This window comes from Pirellulales bacterium (assembly GCA_035656635.1).
Classification (GTDB): Bacteria; Planctomycetota; Planctomycetia; order Pirellulales; family JADZDJ01; genus DATJYL01.
On record DASRSD010000019.1, the window covers coordinates 1 to 19,781 of the forward strand.

General features: G+C 52.6%; 18 protein-coding genes. 16 read left to right on the forward strand and 2 right to left on the reverse strand.

From position 1 onward, the window contains the following. Positions 1-441: 441 nt before the first annotated feature. Positions 442-813: a hypothetical protein gene (locus VFE46_01265; protein HZZ26607.1), complete on the reverse strand. Its 372-nt coding sequence runs from the start codon at positions 811-813 to the stop codon at positions 442-444. Between the two features lie 84 nt (positions 814-897). After that, a complete protein-coding gene (locus VFE46_01270) occupies positions 898-1,344 on the reverse strand; it encodes a hypothetical protein (GenBank protein HZZ26608.1) in 447 nt (148 codons plus the stop codon). A gap of 856 nt (positions 1,345-2,200) precedes the next feature. Here VFE46_01270 and VFE46_01275 point away from each other — a divergent pair. The 16 genes from VFE46_01275 (at position 2,201) to VFE46_01350 (ending at position 19,768) form a co-directional block, all read left to right on the forward strand. Beyond that, on the forward strand, positions 2,201-3,406 hold the full coding sequence (locus VFE46_01275; GenBank protein HZZ26609.1) for a DegT/DnrJ/EryC1/StrS family aminotransferase: 1,206 nt from the start codon (positions 2,201-2,203) through the stop codon (positions 3,404-3,406). Between the two features lie 75 nt (positions 3,407-3,481). After that, a complete protein-coding gene (locus VFE46_01280) occupies positions 3,482-5,026 on the forward strand; it encodes an NAD-dependent epimerase/dehydratase (protein HZZ26610.1) in 1,545 nt (514 codons plus the stop codon). 101 nt (positions 5,027-5,127) lie between these two features. After that, a complete protein-coding gene (locus tag VFE46_01285; protein HZZ26611.1) occupies positions 5,128-5,793 on the forward strand; it encodes a PIG-L deacetylase family protein in 666 nt (221 codons plus the stop codon). A gap of 75 nt (positions 5,794-5,868) precedes the next feature. Continuing rightward, positions 5,869-6,516: an acetyltransferase gene (locus VFE46_01290; protein HZZ26612.1), complete on the forward strand. Its 648-nt coding sequence runs from the start codon at positions 5,869-5,871 to the stop codon at positions 6,514-6,516. 3 nt (positions 6,517-6,519) lie between these two features. Beyond that, positions 6,520-6,780 (forward strand): acyl carrier protein, encoded by a 261-nt coding sequence (locus VFE46_01295; protein HZZ26613.1) that lies wholly within the window; start codon positions 6,520-6,522, stop codon positions 6,778-6,780. 69 nt (positions 6,781-6,849) lie between these two features. Further along, complete coding sequence (locus tag VFE46_01300; protein ID HZZ26614.1) at positions 6,850-7,497, forward strand: acetyltransferase; 648 nt, start codon at positions 6,850-6,852, stop codon at positions 7,495-7,497. Positions 7,498-7,521: 24 nt separating this feature from the next. After that, complete coding sequence (locus VFE46_01305) at positions 7,522-9,252, forward strand: HAD-IIIC family phosphatase (protein ID HZZ26615.1); 1,731 nt, start codon at positions 7,522-7,524, stop codon at positions 9,250-9,252. Then, the gene (locus tag VFE46_01310; GenBank protein HZZ26616.1) at positions 9,242-9,478 is read left to right on the forward strand and encodes an acyl carrier protein; all 237 of its coding nucleotides are present in this window, start codon (positions 9,242-9,244) and stop codon (positions 9,476-9,478) included. The genes VFE46_01305 and VFE46_01310 overlap by 11 nt, the downstream gene beginning before the upstream one ends. A gap of 272 nt (positions 9,479-9,750) precedes the next feature. After that, a complete protein-coding gene (locus tag VFE46_01315) occupies positions 9,751-11,184 on the forward strand; it encodes a lipopolysaccharide biosynthesis protein (GenBank protein HZZ26617.1) in 1,434 nt (477 codons plus the stop codon). After that, positions 11,181-11,906 carry a class I SAM-dependent methyltransferase gene (locus tag VFE46_01320; protein HZZ26618.1) on the forward strand — a complete coding sequence of 242 codons (726 nt, stop codon included), beginning with the start codon at positions 11,181-11,183 and terminating at the stop codon, positions 11,904-11,906. The genes VFE46_01315 and VFE46_01320 overlap by 4 nt, the downstream gene beginning before the upstream one ends. A 200-nt stretch (positions 11,907-12,106) precedes the next feature. Then, the gene (asnB, locus tag VFE46_01325) at positions 12,107-13,984 is read left to right on the forward strand and encodes an asparagine synthase (glutamine-hydrolyzing) (GenBank protein ID HZZ26619.1); all 1,878 of its coding nucleotides are present in this window, start codon (positions 12,107-12,109) and stop codon (positions 13,982-13,984) included. A gap of 719 nt (positions 13,985-14,703) precedes the next feature. Then, a complete protein-coding gene (locus tag VFE46_01330) occupies positions 14,704-15,378 on the forward strand; it encodes a glycosyltransferase family 4 protein (protein ID HZZ26620.1) in 675 nt (224 codons plus the stop codon). Between the two features lie 105 nt (positions 15,379-15,483). Next, positions 15,484-16,842 carry a hypothetical protein gene (locus VFE46_01335; GenBank protein HZZ26621.1) on the forward strand — a complete coding sequence of 453 codons (1,359 nt, stop codon included), beginning with the start codon at positions 15,484-15,486 and terminating at the stop codon, positions 16,840-16,842. A 133-nt stretch (positions 16,843-16,975) separates the two neighbouring features. Next, complete coding sequence (locus tag VFE46_01340) at positions 16,976-17,725, forward strand: class I SAM-dependent methyltransferase (GenBank protein ID HZZ26622.1); 750 nt, start codon at positions 16,976-16,978, stop codon at positions 17,723-17,725. Between the two features lie 142 nt (positions 17,726-17,867). Beyond that, positions 17,868-18,575, forward strand: coding sequence for a methyltransferase domain-containing protein (locus VFE46_01345; protein HZZ26623.1), 708 nt, complete (start codon positions 17,868-17,870; stop codon positions 18,573-18,575). A gap of 53 nt (positions 18,576-18,628) precedes the next feature. Further along, positions 18,629-19,768, forward strand: a complete 1,140-nt coding sequence (locus VFE46_01350) for a glycosyltransferase family 4 protein (GenBank protein HZZ26624.1) — start codon at positions 18,629-18,631, stop codon at positions 19,766-19,768. Positions 19,769-19,781: the final 13 nt, after the last annotated feature.

A 19,781-nucleotide genomic window follows, 5' to 3' on the forward strand; every position in this document is an offset into this window, starting at 1 on the left:
CAAGATCACATGATCGCGCTGGATTCGCTGGTCAACAAAATGCTCAATCCGTTCGAACGCATGTTCGGCACCACCTTGCTCGGCGCCCAAACCATCCAAAACATCCGCTCCCTACCCTCCGCCCCAGCAGGTCTGTAGACACGAAAGAGCGTTACCCGAAGCGAGGATTTCGGTTCCAGAAAAATCAAACTCGACGCATGAACAGAGTGATCGCCATCTAATGCGCAGTCGCAGCCAACGACATCCGATGGGCGCGATGCGTCAGAAGGAAGAGGAGAGCAAAATGCTCGACACAAGGATTTGTCGAAAAATCGCGGTAATATTTGCATGGTCGCTTTCTGCAGCCGCGGTGGCATCCGCCGCAGAATTATTCGGGACCAATACATCTCCCTGCCCTAGCCATTGCACGCCAGCGAGTCCCTGGTGGGGATATGTCCAAACTCATTGGACCCGTTGGCCGGGCGCGCTGTATCCCGACATGGTACAGGCTCCAGCAACCACGGGCGAAGGAATTTCGGCACCCGGGATCGAGCTGCCAAATCCGCGAAAAGAAACCGATATTCGCACCGTGCCATCGACAACGAATAACAAAAGCACAGAGGCTGGAGCGGCGACCGAACCCACTCCGGCCGAACCGGCAACCGAGCCGACGCCGGCCCAGCCGATGCCAGGCACCCAGCCAACGCCAGAGGTCGAACCATCCCCCAGCAACGAACCAGCGGCGCCAAGCACCAAATTATTGCCAGAGACTAAGCCCAACGCGCTGCCGCCACTCAAGGAAGCGCCGGGCGCCATGCCACCGGCTGACAACAATCCATTCTTCGTCCCGCCTAGCAATCCTCAACCCAGCCCGTCAACGCCACCTGGCGGCTCCAGCATGACGCCGAAACCAATGTTTCATACGCCGAGCACAAAATCGGTCAGCACAGCCTCCAACGCCCATGCACTAAGCGGCTTATCAGTGGCGAAGAGTGACGCAACATCGGCTGCGAAACCACTGCGTCTGCGCATCGATGTGGACGATTTCACTCGCCCAATTTCCCCGGACCAAGAACCGGAACTCATTGTTCCCTCGCTTGCTAGCCGGCCATTGGCAACTGTGAATTTAGATACCGCCAGTCCACGAACACCTGCGTCAAATACATCAGGAAATCCGTTACGGACTGATCTTGGAGTCGGGACAGTAGTCAATACAAATCTCATCAATTCTGACTCGACAAGAAATGATCCCAATGCATACGGCATTATCAAAACCCAAAGTTTGAGTGCCGCTACAACCGCCACTTCTTCCGCGACCGGTAATACTTCTGCCAACACGTCTTCCGCATATGCAAATGCAGCCAATTCTGCTGGGAACTTTGTAGGAACGCACTCCAGTAGCCAAACTAATCCGTTGCGATGAAGCGATTACTCGTCCGGTGTTAGCCAATTCGTGCAAGCCGAATCTCGCCGGCGCCGGCTAAACGCTCAGGCTTGTTAGAAATCGGATAGTTTGCGGCAAGTTTATGCTTGTTCTGTGCGGGCCGATGCGCGCGTCAAATGCGGCTCTAAATTCTTTAACGATTGCCATGCTGGCATCGATCGCGCTCGGTGGCGCAAGCTGTTGAAATGGGTCGAATTAAGGCGCTATTGCCAGCAAAAGAACGGCGGCGTTTCGTTGACATCCGGGCGCAACCATGTACACTGAGGTTTTAGGGCGATGTGCCGGAAGTTCCATGAGAAAGCAGGCTTAACGTTCATGGGCATCGGCACATCTGAGGCAGCGCACTGATCGGTAAGGGAATGGCCGGTCGCGGGCTGCGAAGGAGTCTTTTCATCGCTTCATTTCCCCGTTCTTTTGGCACGCGCGGCACCGGCGGTTGGTGCATGCTTGTGGACTCCGTTGTGGGAGTTGGAATGCCGGAGCGGCATGTGCGGCGGGCAACAGACTCGGTGTACAGTTTCGCGTCGGCCGCTTGTTTCCGACAACGGTTGCGGCTGAGGTTGAGTGGCACAGATCGTATTCGAAGGCATCATGCGGAGGCCCGCTTGGAAGGCACCATTTTGCGACGACACGGGCGGCATACATTGCTTGTCGCTGTGGAGTTTTTGCAAACAGGCGCTTCGGTGCAAATCGAAGATTGCGATGTAGAAACTGTTGCTTGATCCTCGTATAGATCAACCTGAGAAATAAACCATTCATTCGAGCTGAGAGGAACTGATGGCAACTGCGATGGGCATCTCAACGAACTTACCGGCCATTCTCGGAGGTCAGCCGGCATTTGAACAATTGGTTCCGATCGTTCGTCCCACTCTGCCACCGTTTAGCGAACTTTCCACAGAGCTTGCTGAGATTGTTACTTCCGGCATGGTTACCCGAGGCCGACATCTACGGGCCTTCGAAGAAGCCGCCGCGGAACATTTAAGAGTCAAGCACGCCGTGGCTGTTTCCAGCTGCACGACGGGCTTGATGCTTACCTATCAGGGCTTGGGGTTGACGGGAGACATCATTGTTCCCAGCTTTACTTTCATGGCCACAATTAGCGCTGCCGTTTGGGCAGGCTTACGGCCGGTTATGGTCGATGTCGAACGTCATACCCATAACATTGATCCGGCAGCCATTGAGCAGGCCATTACTCCTGCCACCCGAGCCATTGTGGCGGTGCACAACTTTGGAAATCCGGCCGACATTGCTGCCTTGGAACAAATCGCCAAGCGGCGGAATCTGAAATTGGTGTTTGACGCAGCCCATGGATTCGGCGCACGGTTTCAGGGAGTGCCTGTTGGTCCGCAAGGTGACGCACACGTGTATAGCTTGAGCCCCACCAAGTTAGTTGTCGCAGGCGAAGGGGGAATTGTCGCCACGAATTCAGACGAGTTGGCGGAAAAAATTCGCTGTGGCCGCGAATATGGTATGGGGAAGGCTTACGACAGTCTGTTCGCCGGCATCAATGCCCGCATGAGCGAATTCCACGCCTGCTTGGGTCGGCATAGTTTGGTATTGCTGGAAAAGCATGCGAGCCGCCGCCAAGAAATTGTGGCGCTCTTCCGCCGCGAATTAGGCCGACTTCCCGGCATCGGTTTCCAGGAAGTGCTGCCCGGCAATCGCTGCTCCTACAAGGATTTCTCGCTGACGGTAGACTCCGCAGCATTTGGGCTTTCGCGTGATGGATTAGCCAAAGCGTTGACGGCCGAGAATATCGATACGCGAAAATACTACGATCCGCCGGCGCATCGCCAAACTGCATACCGCCAATTCGCTCCTCCGGCCGGCCAATTGAAAGTTACCGATTTGCTCGCTGCTTCGTGCTTAAGCTTGCCTTTATGGTCGCATCTGACGGACGAAATTGCTCTGCAAATCTGCCGCGCCTGCCAGCGCATTCACGATGCCGCGGAAGATGTCAAAACGCATTTGGCAGCTCAATAGTTTTTCAGGGTTATTACGCATCGCTCCTAATTAAATCATCTTTCGAACGACACCTCATGAGGAAGGTAATCTCCAATGTTTAAAGCCACCAATGGAAAAGTCACGCCGGCGATGTTTTTGCGCATCTTCGCCGATGTGCTAATGGTGCAATTCTCGCTGCTGACGGCAATCTCGCTGACCTGGTTTTGCCACGTGCTCTTGGGAGATCTATCGCCCGATAAAAAACTATCGCAACATTTTTGGATTATGATCGGCGGGTACGCCGATGCAGCCTGGCCGCTGACCTTAATTTGCGTGGCGGTTTTTTACCTCAATGGCTTTTACACGTACGGCCGGTTTTATCAGGGCCGTTATAAAGCGCTCATTGTCCTGCAGGCGGTTTGCCAAAGCTATTTGATCTACGGCTGCGTCCATTATGGATTTCAGTTGGGAGAATTGACGTTCTCTCGCACCGCGTTTGTTATTTCGTGGATTTTGACGGCTGTGCTGTTAATTGGTTCGCGCGTGTGGCTCCATATTTGGAAAACGATTGCCGATCCAGAACGCGATCGGGTTTTAAGCGCGCGTCGAGGCCAAGGCAAAAATGTCTTGGTCATCGGAGGAGCAGGCTATATTGGTTCCGCTTTATTGCCCAAGCTGCTCGCCAGCGGCTATCGCGTGCGGTTGCTCGATTTGTTGCTGTATGATACCGAGCCCATCGACTCGGTCCTGGGCCATCCGAATTTGGAAGTGGTGCAGGGAGACTTCCGCCATGTCGGCAAAATTGTGGAAGTCATGCAGGACATCGACTCGGTGGTGCACTTGGGCGCCATTGTCGGTGACCCGGCCTGCGAACTGGATCGGGAACTGACGACGGAAGTGAACTTGTCGGCTACGCGCATGGTGGCCGAGGTTGCCCGATTATGCGGCGTAGAACGCTTTGTGTTTGCCAGCACCTGCTCTGTTTATGGTGCTTGCGATGAAGTGCTGGACGAGCGTTCCAATACACGCCCGGTTTCGCACTATGGCAACACGAAGCTGGCTGCAGAACGGGTGCTGCGGCAAATGGCCGACGACCGCTTTGCTCCTACCATTCTGCGCTTTTCCACGATTTACGGCCTGTCCGGCCGTACGCGATTCGACTTGGTCGTCAATCTGCTGACTGCCAAGGCGAAAATCGACGGCCAAATTACCGTGATGGGAGGCAACCAGTGGCGGCCCTTTGTGCACGTCGACGATGCCGCTTTGTCCGTGGCCACGGTGCTTGCCGCTCCCCGAGAATTGGTCGGCAACGAAATGTTCAACGTCGGCTGCGATGCGCAAAACTATACCATCAAGCAGATCGGCGAGATTGTTCATCAACACGTGCCCGGCGCCGAATTAATTATTGACGAGAAAGACACCGACCGCCGCAACTACCGGGTCAGTTTTGCGAAAATTTGCAATTATTTGAATTTCGAGCCGCAGTGGACGCTGGAACGCGGCATTGAGCAAGTTCTGGAAGCGATTGCGCGCGGCGACATCACGGATTACCGCGATGCCAAATACAGCAACGTTAAGTTCTTGAGCACTCAAGGCACCGAACGATTGAGCCGCAGCACCTGGGCCCACGAAATGCTTAAAGAAATCACGTCGAGTTAATCGCGCCGCGATGGGAACATACAACCTCATTTAAACCGTGATTTCTCGCCAGTCGCTTGATCCAACCTGGTGATTTAATCTGCTTACGGAGTGAACCAGCTGTGCGCGTTTTGGTGGTGGCACCCCATCCGGATGACGAAATTCTCGGTTGCGGCGGGGTCATGGCACGACATGCTGCAGAGGGAGACGAAGTGCACGTGGCAGTGGTCACGCGCGGCGCTCCGGAAGTGTATCAAGCTGAAGAAGTTAATCAAACGCGTGCGGAACTCAAGCAGGCCCACGACGTGCTAGGGGTCAAAAGCGTTCGCTACCTCGATTTCCCCGCGCCTCGAATGGATACAATTCCCCGCCATACCGTGGCGGACGCAATCCGGCGGCTCGTTGCCGAATTGACGCCCGATACCTTGTATGCGCCTCACTATGGCGACATGCACTTCGAACATGGCTTGACCTACGAAGCGTGTCTCGTCGCAACGCGACCCGTCGGTAAAATAAAGGTGCGTCGTGTGCTCGCTTACGAGACGCTGTCGGAAACCGAATGGGGTCCGCCGGTCTCCGGAAGTGCTTTTCAGCCCACGGTGTTCGTGGACATTGGACCTTATTTGCCGAAAAAGCTCGCCGCCATGGCGTGCATTAAAAGCCAGTTGTTTACCCCGCCGCATCCCCGCTCGCTGGCCAATTTGGAGGCTTTGGCCACACTCCGGGGCAGCACCGCGGGTTTGTCAGCTGCCGAGGCGTTTATGCTGGTACGCGAAATCATCGCCTGAACCACCTTTCAGCGGACGATGCGGACATATCGTGATTGTCAACTTTCCGACTACTGAACGATTTGAAAACGAAATATGCGGCTTGGCTTAGAGTTAATTGTCGTTGGCGCAGGGGGTCACGCGAAGGTCGTCATTAGCTCCTTACGAGCAAGTGGCTGGGAAGTTCGCGCTGTCTATGACGATGATCGCAAGAAATGGAATCGAAAGATCATGGGAATCAACATCGAGGGCCCCATCGAAAAGCTGAGTGAACCGGATCACTTTCCGGCAGTAATTGCCGTCGGAGATCCGCTTTTTCGACAATATTTGGCAGAACGCTATGATCGAGATTGGGTCACCGTTCTCCATCCGCGTGCGTATGTTGATGCCACGGCGACGGTGGGGCCAGGAAGCGTGGTATTTGCCGGCGCCATAATTCAGCCCGATGTGGTCATTGGTGCACATGCGATTATCAACACGTCGGCCAGCATCGATCATGACTGCGCTATTGCGGACTATGCTCACATGGCGCCCGGCGCGCACCTGGCAGCGAACGTACATGTGCAGCGCGGGGCTTTTTTAGGTACCGGCGCACACGTGATTCCTGGCATCACGATTGGTGAATACACGATTGTAGGCGCAGGTTCTACTGTGGTCCGGGACATCCCGGGGCATGTAACCGCGGTTGGCTGTCCAGCCAAAGTCATCAAAACCAATCCCTTGCGAACATTCCCGAAGTCATAGCCCATGATGAGTCAAAACGCGGATATCCGAGGGACGGTGGAGAAGGTCATTCAACAAGTGCTGGCCAGTTCCGGGCGTTCCGCGCAATCCTTACAGGACCAAGATTTGCTGTTTTCAAAAATCGGTCTCGACTCGCTCGACTTAGCCCAAGTCGTGGTCATTTTGGAGTCTGAGTTAGGCGTAGACCCATTTTGGAAAAGTGGGGAACCGATCCGTACATTTGGAGATTTAGTGCAGGCATACCAATCGGCTCGGCAATCTTGAAATATAACTTTCTGCTACAAAATCTGCTTCCACTTGGAGACGGTTCGTGCACTCAACCGCTACTTTTATATGTACGATCTGATCATTGTAGGCGCGGGCGCTTTTGCCCGAGAAGTGCGCCAATTCGTGCCACACAGTTTTCCCTATCGATCGGTAAAGATGAAAGGCTTTTTGTCGAATAATCCGCAAGATTCCGAAAAGTTCAGTCTACCAGAACCCATCTTGGGCGATCCGGAACAATACCTACCTGAACAAAACGATCGTTTTCTGTTAGCCATCGGCGATATTCGAGATCGTCGACGAATAACCCATGTGCTTAAATCCCGGGACGCGAAATTTCTCACGCTGATTCATCCAACGGCATTTATTGACAGCACTGCCGAACTTGGAGAAGGCTGCATTATTTATCCATTTGCCACTATTATGAATGAAGCCCGAATCGAAGATTTCGTAATGATGAACATCTATTCCTCCGCGGGTCACGACACGCAAATCGGCCAGTATTGCAATCTTTCTCCCTACGCCACGATGAATGGATTTAGCGTTTTGGATGACGATGTATTCCTCGGAACCCATGCCAGCGTGCTGGCCTATAATCGTGTAGGACGGGGCTCGAAAGTCAGCGCCAACTCCGTGGTCACTCAGAATGTCGGTCCGTCGACTTTGGTGTTTGGCGTGCCCGGCCGGCACATGCCGTTGATTTCGCACCGAGGATAATTGCTCAACTGCGCAACTGATTTCATGGCCTTACAACTTAAGCGAATCGCGATTCTCTGCTCATTCAATCTGGATCTCCTCAAACGGCCATTGAGCGAGGTCTTGGCACAAGCTGGGGTGAAGTCGGAACTTTACTTCACAGGCTACGGCCTGTGGGAACCGGAAGCGCTTGATCCACAGTCGCCGCTGCATCAGTTCGCCCCGGAGTCAGTTGTCTTGTTTGCCGACGCGGCAGATGTGCTTCCGCCGTTGCATCCAGGCGATCAATTGTCGCGACGCGCCGATGCACCGGCCGCTGCCGGCGCTGTCTGGCAACGATTGACGACCGTTATCAACGGCCTGCTGGCGAATTTGCCGCAACAGTCCACGCTGCTAGTTCATAATTTTGTGTTGCCGCGTCTGAGCGCGCTGGGCACGCTGGAAGACAATGCGGGACTTTCCGCCGGCGCGACGTTGAACATCTTGAACGATCAACTCCGCGCCCTGGCTGAATCGAACCCTCGGGTACGCATTATCGATTATGCGAACTTTGTGGCGGAATATGGGCGAAACACCTTATTCGACAATCGGCTGTGGTACTTGGGCCGGATGCACTTTGGCCGTGGGGCTTTGAACCACGTGGCAGCGCTTTACGCCCGATACCTCGCGGCGCTGTTCACGCCACGCCGAAAGTGCTTAGTCCTGGATTTGGACAACACGCTGTGGGGCGGCGTGCTCGGAGAGGATGGCCCGCAGGGAATTGCCCTGGGGCAGGAAGGCATTGGCCTGGCATTTCGCGAATTTCAACTAGCCATTTTGGCATTGGCGCAGCGGGGCGTGATCTTGGCGGTGGCCAGTAAAAACAACCCTGCGGATGCCTGGGAAGTGATCGATCGGCATCCGGAAATGATCCTTCGCCGCCAGGACTTTGCGTGTTTGGAAATTCATTGGAATCCCAAATCTGAGTCGCTGCCGCGGATTGCGGAAACTTTGAATCTTGCTTTGGATAGCTTTGTGTTTTGGGATGACGAACCCCGGGAACGAGAAATCGTTCGGACCCAACATCCGGCTGTGTTCGTTCCAGAAGTTCCGGCTGACCCGTCGGAATATGCCCGTGCGTTACTCAACCTGGACTGCTTCGACGTGTTGAATTTAACCGACGAGGACCGCCGCCGCGGAAAAATGTATCATCAGGAAGCCGATCGGCAGCAGTGGCTCACTGCAGCGTCGGCGACTAATCTGGGAGAATTCTACCGCTCGCTGAACATGACGATCTGCATTGCGCAACCCGATGCCTATGCGGTGCCGCGTTTTGCACAATTGACACAACGCACCAATCAATTTAATTTTACGACGCGTCGCTACACAGAGGGAGATATTCGAGCCAAATTATCCGATCCGTCGTTCGGCCTGTATACAATCAGCCTGGAAGATCGTTTCGGCAAGCTGGGCCTCATTGGAGCGGCAATTGTTGAGCGGCAAAACAAGGCTTGGTTGTTGGATACGTTTTTGATGAGCTGCCGAGCGCTCGGCCGCGGCGTGGAAGACGCTTTTTTATCAATGCTTGCGACCGAAGCGGCAGATGCGGGCTTGGCATTGCATGGCACGTTTATTTCCACCAAAAAGAACGTTCCAGCGCGGCAATTTCTCGAGCGACTGAAGATTCAGCTCCAGGCAGTGGGCGAGGAAAATTTCACATTTCAGATTGATCCTGCACACGTCGCATTTCCTTCATGGATCGGCAAACAGGACGGGAGCAATTCGAATGGGCACTGAATTCCTGCGAAAACTTGTAGCCGAAACGCTGCAGTTACCACTGGATGCAGTTCCCACCGATGCCAGCAGCGAAACGCTAGAAGCATGGGACTCGCTCCGTCACTTGGAGATAATTATGGCGGTCGAAGCGGCCACGAATATTGTATTTCCGACCGATGAGATTGTTGAGTTAACGTCGCTCGACCAGCTACATGCGGCATTGATCCGTCACGGCTGGAAACCATAAATCTTCCTAAAGTGCAATTCGTCGCAGCGGGCCGGTTTGCTGGTTTTACTGCATGTCAGGAATGTCGTGGGGGCCTTATACTGCATCGTACTGCTTTCTGGGTTGCCAAACTGCAACGTGATCGTCAATTCGACCAATATATGTCTCACACATAAGTCGAATGGCGTTAGGCAAGTACGTGCAAAGCAGGATGTCAACAGGGCTTTGTAGCCGGGCCTGGCACGTTTTTCGCTACAAAATTGGGCCAATTCAAAAGAAACAGTTGAATCAAAATGGCGCTAGAGCCTTCCAACGTCGAAGCGAACTCCACTCCCGGTGCGTTAGCGACGGGTTTTGCTGGGGCCAGCTCGATAAACGATATTTTGAGTGTGCCGACTCGAGGACTGCGCGCCAATGCTACTTGGATTCTCGTCGGCAATACTGTGCTTGCTGGAGCACGCCAACTGATCTTCGTCTTAATTGCCAAGCTTGGAAATCCTGAAATGCTAGGACAGTACGGCTGGGCAGTGGCTTTTTGTGTCCCCACGGTAACGATATGTAGCTTTGGCATCCGAAGTTTGCTGGCTACCGATGCCCGTCGAGAAGTGAAATTTAGTGAATATTTGGGTTTTACGCTCGTTTTTTCTGTAATTGGTCTGTTGATTGTAGCGGGCATGATTCTGATCAATCGTGCTGATGGCTATACCGTCACTTTGGTGATGCTGGTGACGATTTGGACTTCCTTAGAATCGATCAGCGATACATTTGCCGGGCTGTTTACACGAGATGAACGCATGGATTTGCTGGCGAAGGCTTGCATCTTTCAGGCGGTGCTGATTTGCGTCTTCTTAACCGCTGGATTGGCCATCGGAAAAGATTTGCGTTGGGGTGTCCTGGGCTTAATCGGCGCCGCCTTCCTGCGACTCGTGGGATACGAGTGGCCCAATGCAAGCAAACACTTCAAAGTCAGCGGGCTCGAACCTGCGCACGATACCGGACTGATAGGCTCGCCGATTTTTCCTCAGTTCCATTGGAAAGCGTACCGCCATCTGCTCTCCGCGGGCATATGGCTCGCAATTCTGTTGTACCTCTTGACGCTCTGCGATGCAATTCCCCGATATTTAATTAAGGATCAGCTTGGTGATGCTGCCGTTGGCGTGTTTACCGCTCTGTTTTCAGTCTCCTTGGTGGTGAATCTGCTGGTCATTTCGATTTGTCAATCGATGAGTTCGCGATTGGCTGTTTTGTTTGCAACGAACCAGCGCACCGCCTTCTTACGCCTGTGCGTCCGTTCCATCATCGTGTCCGTCAGCGTGGGATTGCTGGCATTGGCTGGATCTTATTTCGTCGGCAAACCCGTGTTGGCGATTGTATTTACACCGAAATATACCGAAGAAATGGGGCTATTCTACATCCTGCTGTTGACGACTATTATTAATTGTGTGTCCAACATCACGGGCACAGCCATAACTTCCATGCGCCGCTTTGCGATTGTAGTTCCGGTTTATCTGATCCGGATTGCAATCGTTTATTTTGGTGGGTTATGGGCCATTCAACGAGCTGGGCTGCAAGGTATAGGATGGATATTAGTTGCCGCATCAGCTTTCCAATCCCTGTGTCACGCATTAATCATTTTCAACGCCCTGCCATCTGGTCATCCAGCACCTCGACCATTTGATGCTTGTAGCGACGATTTAGCAACTATCAGCCCTCGGAGTTCTCGATGACGACGCCTCAGTATCAAGAGCATCCCATCTGCTGGACGCGAGAGCTTTCTAGTCGATTTTGGGATTTCTATTCACGCAAGCCGACCCTCACATACTTTAGCGCAGAGGTTTCGAATGGAATCATCAATAATGTGTTACGGAATGGTGTTCCCTTAAGGGGAAAGGTTCTGGATTTCGGTTGCGGCCGGGGCGATTTGTTGCAAAATCTCACGAATCGCCGGATCGCGTGCGAAGGAGCGGATTTTTCTCCCGAGTCGGCGCGCGAAGTCGAACGCAAACTTCGGGGGAACCCCTATTTCCGAGGCGTCACGATAATTGACGGCATTCCTACACAGCTCCCGGGGAATAGTGTTGATGTCCTATTTTGTATTGAAACCGTCGAACATATTTTGGACGACGAATTACTGCCGTCCATGCAGGAAATCCATCGTTTGCTCCGCAGCGGTGGATATCTCATCGTGACTACCCCCAATGACGAAGATTTGGATAAGAACAAAATATTGTGTCCCGAGTGTGGTTGCATATATCACACGGTCCAACATGTGCGCTCTTGGAGTAAAGACTCCTTGGAAGCCTATTTGAGCCCGCTCGGTTTCAAAACGATTTACTGCGGAGCCACAGTTTTTGACAATTCGAGAACTTGGTCGCTTCTGCTTCGAATTGCATTTCACCTACGCCATCGTACCCTGCCTCACCTCATTTACATCGGGCAAAAGATTTAGCTCGGTGCGTGTGAATGCGATTGCACTAAAAACCGCGGTGGGTGCGTGCCGCATTCGTTGTATGGATGGGGCACGGGGTCGGCCCCTAATTCCGTTCGCCTTGGGTCAGTCATCAAGAATACAATTGTCCGATTCATGCGCCACCGCCTAGCTGGCGTAAATTGGGATACAGCCATTAAACATCGAGCCGGATTCACCTCATGTGTGGAATTTGTGGATTGGTTTTCCGAGATCCCCGTGTGCAGCCCGAAGTGGAAACACTTCGTCGGATGGCGGCTACGATCCGCCATCGCGGTCCGGACGACTGTGGCGTACAGGTCTTAGGCAGCGCCGGATTGGGTCATTTGCGCTTGGCGATTATTGACCTCTCGCCAGCCGGACATCAACCGATGGCGAACGAAGACAATACGGTTTGGATTGTCTTCAATGGCGAAATATACAACTTCGCCGCATTGCGGCGAGAGCTTGAAAGCCGACATCAATTCCGTTCCAAAACAGATACCGAAGTTCTCATTCACCTTTATGAAGAAGAAGGTGAACGGATGGTCGATCGGCTAGACGGAATGTTTGCCTTTGTAATTGTCGATCTCAAACAGCAACGGATACTTCTGGCGCGCGATCCCTTTGGAATTAAACCGCTATTTTATGCGTTGGATGATCGACGGTTAGTCTTTGGCTCCGAGATCAAGCCGCTATTGGCTTCCGGAGAGGTCAATCGAGATATCGACATTAGCGCACTGAACGATTATTTTGACTTTGACTGGATTCCAGCTCCCAAATCAATCTTCCGCGATGTTCGGAAGCTTTTGCCTGCGCATACCATGTTGCTTGACATGGCCTCCTGGCAGGCGAGCTTCCGGCGTTATTGGCAGCCGCAATACCGCCCGGAAGAAGGTCGTTCGCTCGACTCTTGGGCCGATGAAGCCGAAACTGTGCTTTCGACGGCGGTCCGCCAGCACATGGTGGCGGATGTTCCCGTGGGCGCCTTTCTGAGCGGCGGAATTGATTCCACACTCGTTTCGCTCTATGGCAGCCAATCCAGCGAAGCGCCATTGCGTACTTTTACCATCGATTTTGACGATCAAGCTTTTTCTGAGGCTCCATTTGCCCGGCAAGTTGCGAACCAAATTCACTCGCAAGCTATTTTTCGTCAGTTGCCTGGCGAATCCGTCGATCACCTGCCTCAACTTGCCACCTATTACGACGAACCTTTCGCTGATGCCTCCTTGCTTCCTACCTATGCAGTGAGTCGTGAAGCACGCAAAGAGGTTACTGTCGCTCTGTCAGGCGATGGTGGAGATGAACTTTTCAGCGGCTACCTCCATCACCGCTGGGCCAACTATCTTAGTCGTCTCGATCTGCTTCCCGCCACAGTTAGTCAGCCGCTGTTTGGTATGGCGGCTAAACTGACGCCTCGGCATCTGAGGCTTCATAATCTGTTTCGCAGGATGAGCTTGTCTCCCGTTTTGCGACGGCTCTCTGTGGTGCGCCTACCGGCCCAAGCCATGCGATCTCGCCTGTTAGCTCCAGAGATTCGCGAACCGGCGCAACAACGATATTGGCATTGGAATAAGTATCATGACGAATTGGCTGGGCTGCCGCCAGTGACTCAGGCTCAGTTCTACGACTTACTTTTATATTTGCCCAATGATATGTTGGTAAAGGTAGACCGCGCCAGCATGGCCCACTCTCTTGAGGTTCGCGTTCCGATGCTTTGCCGGTCCGTAGCCGAATTCGCTTTTCGCATTCCTGAAGAGACTCGGTTTGAAAGTGGGAACGAAAAGCGGGTATTGCGCCACCTCACCGCTCGTCATTTTGGAAATAAACTCGCCTATCGTCCCAAGCAGGGTTTTGGCATCCCGCTGAAGCGCTGGATGAGGCAATACCTAGCAACTGGTGGCCAACAGAAAATTATGGACAGCCGTTGTTATAAAAGCGGTTATCTCGATCCTCAAGGCGTACAGCAGATGATCAAAAAAGTCAATCTAGGCGCAAACCGCTGGGTAACTCACCACCGCGCAGACGAATTATTTGCGCTATTAGTTTTGATCGCTTGGTGGGATCAATACCTGGGATGATACCGCCTTTTATTCCCGCAAATTTTCATTAGGCCGCGCACGTCACGCCCGTAAAATCGTTAAAATTAATGGTTTCCGCGGAAATCGGGTGCATCCAGTTCCATTGCCAACCAATCTGTAGCCTGTGGCATTGAACTATTGATTAAAATGAACGAAATGAGGCTATTATGATCCGCGTTTTGCATCTCCTCAGTTCGCTCAATATTGGCGGCCTTGAAAAGCGCTTGATTTCCTTGTTGGAGGTAATACCGCGTGATCGGATTGCCATGGATATCGTTTGCAAGGGTCCAACGACCGGCATCATGGCTCCTCGAGCCGAAGAGCTCGGCGCAAAAGTTTACCATTGCCGAATGACTCCGTTCCAAATTGGCTTTGCCCGACGGCTAGCTCAGATCATTCGTCGAGGCAATTACGATATCGTCCATAATCACTTGGGCGCGTTCGGGGGCGTTGCCGTCTGGATGGCTCATCGCCGTGGAGCGCGTGTGATTACCTCATTTGTGGGCACCTGCCAACTCATTACGCGGTGGTCCAGCCAACCCATATTAAAGCAATTAAATTCAGTTTACACTCACTTGAATATTCGCTATGCGATAAATCATTCGGATCTTGTTACCGGCGTTTCTCGCGGAGTGCTTGATGCCATCGTGCCAGATCATCTTTCCCGATCAAATTGCATCGTCCTGCACAGCGGGGTCGCCTTAAATTCGCCATCTACGATGCAAGAATCCGTGACGCTGCGACAGGAACTCGGTCTGCCTGCCGCGGCGCCCATCGTATTACATGTCGGTCGATTTACCTGGGAAAAAAATCATTTGGGGCTACTTGCGATTTTTCAGGAAGTGCTAAAGTCGGTGCCTCAGGCCCGCATGCTGCTTGTGGGCGCGGGGCCATTGCAGTCGAAAGTCAAAAACGCAATTATCGAATGCGGCTTGGAAAACAATGCCATTCTGTTGGGAATGCGCAATGACGTGCCACGTCTTATGCGCTGCTGCCAAGTTCTGCTGCATCCGTCATTTTTTGAAGGCTTGCCTGTCACAGTTTTGGAAGCCATGTCCGCTGGTCTGCCGGTAGTGGCATCAGATATCCCCGGAATCCGGGCCGAGGTCATCGAATCTGGGCATTCGGGCTTTCTCCACTCTGTCAACGAGCCTCTCGCCATGGCTCAATCCATTTCACAACTACTTCTTAATCCTGCATTGGCCGCAAAAATCGGCCAAACCGGCCGCACGATCGTGGAAAACCATTTTTCGCTAGCGGCCACGGCGAATCGATACATCACGCTTTACGAGAATTGCATGCTGCAAAAACCGGATATAATACCGACAAGCATGCCCACAAGGCACAGTTCCAGGACGATTGATGCTGGCCGCCAATCCCTAAAATCTTTTTGAATTGGTGCCGAAAATCACCTATTTCAATCACTTAATCCAATTGTTTATCCATAATTTAATTGCGGACTGAAAACGCGACGATTGCCTCCTTCCAAGAAATGGTGAATGAAAATGGACCAATTGATTGTCACAATATTCAGCGCGATTTGTTTTGTGGCAATTGCACAGATACCCATTGCCCGCGTTTGCCGACGCAATCCGGTCATTCGCTCCTGGAAATATTTAATCATCATGCTCTCATTGCTGTGGGGGCTTTTCTTTGTCATCCGCGTTTACACGCTGAGAGATCTTCCCGGAGCCAGGGCAGACTCCACGACTCACGAATTTAATGCTCACAAAATTGCGGACTATATTCGAGCGGGTGATGTGAGATCGGCTTTCAGTATGGGCGGAATCGGGAACTATGGTTTTGATTTTGCCGTTGGAACCATTTATGCCTTTACCAACGCCCCCGATCAGGCCGTCATGGCCTTATTTACGTTGATGGCCTTTAGCGGCTTACTTACACTGCTTGATGTTTTAGCTCGCAGCACGCAAGCCACGGCAATGCCCTTTTGGGTAGTCGTCATCGTATGCGCCTATCCGGAAGCGTTATTTTTCGCTTCCGACACGCTCAAGGAGGGACCAGTTTTATGGGGCGCATGCAACATGTTACGTCTCATCGTTCCTGATCCTACACGCAAAGGTGTCCGCCGTTGGATAGCGCCGATCGCCGGCACAGCCACATTTATGTTCCTCAGACCGCACATTGCCTTCATGTGGCTAATGGCGATTGGAGCAACGGTTATCATTAAGCAACGACGCTGGGGCTTGGCATTTTTGATGCTCATCGTAATCAGTCTTGCCGGTTTGTTGATGGTTTTGATGGCGCCGCTGCAGTTCAGAGCGGTCCTCCAACGCGGGATGTTCGAAACCCTGGAGGGTTCGGTCCACATGACAGGAATCGATGTCGGTGGGTCGCAAATCTTTTACGATACAGGCGCCCCCATCCCCGCTGTGACTGGCGCCACCCTTTTATTTTTAAGGCCCTTTCCATGGGAAGCTCCCCACTGGATTGCATTTCTTGCTGGCGCTGAAGCTTGGTTTCTGACGACCGTGATGATCATCTCGTGGCTAAATCTCCGCCATTGGCGAAGATTTGCGACCCGCCCCTTGATGCTCACAAGCTTGATCGTCGCGATATTGATGGCTTTCTTCTTTACCTACATACCAAATTTAGGTTTGGTCGTACGGCAACGGATTCAATTTTTTCCTGCAATGATGGTCTTGGCTGCCACCCCAGGTTTGATTCGCCGCTCGCGGTTGTATCAACCACAGTTACAGTCAGGTTTCCCGTTGCCGATCAGACCTGCTAAACAGCGAATAATTCCTGTCGGAGCGCGGCCCATGGCAATTCCGGCTCTTCGCCCGCCACTACCACGGCGGTTTACCGTCACGGCTCCACGTCGGCCACCCCCTCACTAGCCAACTCATCGATCGCGCTAAATTCAAACAGATTCCGCTGGTTCGGCATCCGAACTACAACCGTGGGACGGTTTGCAGGGGTGACTTTTTCCCGGAATCTGACAATGGTCAAATCGAACGGGCTTAAATAACGATGTCGCGCCTGGCAAAAAAATTGCGAGCGAAGTTAGTCGACGACCAAACCAACGATTGGCGGACTTATCATAAGATGGTTGCCTCGCTGCTTCGGCCTGGAATCAGAGTACTTGATGTGGGCTGTGGAGTAGGGCACGTCGCGCCGTTTCCATGGGATCAATATCCTGATGTGGAAGTCATCGGTATTGATCCGAATCCCGAAGCTAATCACAACACGAATTTGAATCGCTTTGAACTACTCAAAGATTTCTCGAATTGGCCCGTCGAGGACAATAGCATTGACCTTGTTCTTTCGCGGTACGTGTTGGAACACGTCGAGAATCCGGAGGATTTTTTTGCAAACCTGACGCGGGTGTTAAAGCCGGGTGGGCAATTCATCGCCCTGACTCCCAACCATCGTCATCCGGCAGTCATTTGTTCCGGCATATTGCCCCTGAGAGTAAAGCAAAGAATTTTAAAGGCTACCACCGGGGTTCAGGAATCCGATGTCTTTCCCACTTGGTACCGAATAAACACCTTAAGCAAACTTCGGCGGTACGCACAAAAATTCGATTTGCAAATTGAACATCTCGATGCCCGTGAGTATGGCCCGACTGGTTATTTGGACTTCAACGTGTTTGGATTTTTGGTGTCTTATACTTACTACGAAGCAGTCCGGTGGCTATTTCTTGAACGCTGGTTCGGTGCATCCATTACGGTAGTTCTTCGCAAACCCGGATTAAACCCCAAGATTCTTTCGTCCACTTAAGAAGATAGTCAACGGCGTCGCTCTCGTCTGAATACGTTGCTGCTTCGCCGTTTCTATGACCTAATTATGTCGCGATCGAAAAATCCATCCTGACGATTCTATTTCTATTGTCAGCAAAAACGAGTAACTTCCGGAGACGGTTATGAGTGTCGCGACTCAGAGGTATATAACAGGCGAATACGACGTCGATTTCGGCGACGACCAGTTCAAAGCCGAGCAGATACTTCGGCTGCTCGCAAACATACCCGATTTAAAAATGCTGTCGAGTTATGCGGATGTCGGTTGTGGAAACGGCGGCACATTCGCAGGAATCTATGATGGGCTTATCCGCTTTGGCTGCCCACTTGAGCGCGCTGTCGGTTATGACCTTCTTCCGGAGGAAAAGTTTCGTGCACATGGGCGCGCTGGGATCAGCTATAAACGGATGAATTTTTTTGAAGACGATCAAGACTTCGATTTGATTACGTTGAATGATGTCATCGAGCATGTTCTTAAGCCGCAGGAATTTTGTTCAAAAATAAGCCAGCGAGCGCGATACGTTGCTTTCCATATTCCATTGGACGATCGGCTTAGTGTACTTTTCACCAACCAGTTTAACTGTCGCTTACAAAGCGTCGGACATGTTAGCTTCTGGAGTCCGGCGACAGCACTGAATTTGCTGACCGCCTCAGGATTGCTGCCCATTCACTGCTGCTTTACACCTGGCTTTAAAGCGCCGTCGAGTCGCGCACGTTTAATCCAACGCTTAGCACATCCATTCCGTTGGATCATGTGGCGTATTAATCCAGGTCTTATGTCTGCAACGATTGGCGGCGTCAGTTTGGCAGTCCTATGTCGAGGCCAAAAGTGACTCATTCCGACCCGTTGCCTACTGTGCCGAGCCGCTCATTGCGAATGGTTTATATGACTACTGCCCCTATCGCCCTACGCAGTCTGTGCGCCGGGCAGTTGGCGTTTTATCGTCATCAAGGTTACGAGGTAATCGCTATCGCGAATCCAGGCGAGGACCTGGATGTGGTTGCCAGCCTTGAGGGCGTCCGAACTATGGCTGTTCCAATGCAGCGGGAAATTCGACCACTGGCCGATGTTGTTTCACTTTGGCGCTTATGCAGATTATTTCGCCGCCTCCGTCCTGAAATCGTTACCACCGCCACCGCCAAGGCCAGCCTGCTAGGCTTGCTGGCAGCAAGGCTCTCGGGAGTTCCGGCGCGAATTTATCAGCTGTGGGGACTGCGACTGGAAACGACTCACGGTCTCAAGCGCCGAATCCTGAAAATTGCCGAGTGGATCACCGTGGCCTGCGCTCATCGTGTGATCTGTGTCAGCGACAGCTTGCGTCGCGAGTATATCGCCTGCCATTGTGCTCCCTTGGAAAAAACGGTCGTTCTATTAAACGGGTCCTCCAACGGCGTCGACGCCTCGCGATTTACGCAAACTTCCGCAGTTAAATCGGCTGCCGAGAATCTCCGGGCCCAATGGCAGATTGCAGGTGCTGACCCCGTGATCGGCTTTGTGGGTCGCTTTGTTCACGACAAGGGCATTGTGAATTTGATCGATGCTTTCGACGAAGTGCTCAAGTCGCGGCCGGATGCATGGCTTTTGCTGGTCGGAGACTACGAGTCGGGAGATCCAGTGCCAGATGCGTATGTTCACCGGATTGCCACACATCCGCGCATTATCCGGACGGGCTTCATTCGCGATCTAGCGCCGTATTACGGAGTCATGTCCGTACTAGCTCTCCCCACGTATCGAGAAGGGTTTCCCAATGTTGTTTTGGAGGCTGGCGCCGCGGAATTACCCGTGGTAGCGTTTAGGGCTACAGGCGCTGTCGATGCCGTCCAAGACAACGTAACCGGGGCCTTAGTGGAAATTGGCGATTCCCACGGGTTAGCATCTGCCTTGTTACGGTATCTTAACGATGAAGAACGCCGCCGCTGCCACGGTCAAGCAGCCCGTCAGCGAGTTTTGCGAGATTTTAGCCGCGAGCAAATATGGGAGGCCTTGGATTCCCAGTTTCGCGAAGTGTTGGCGCAAGCCAAGTGATCTGTGTCAGTAT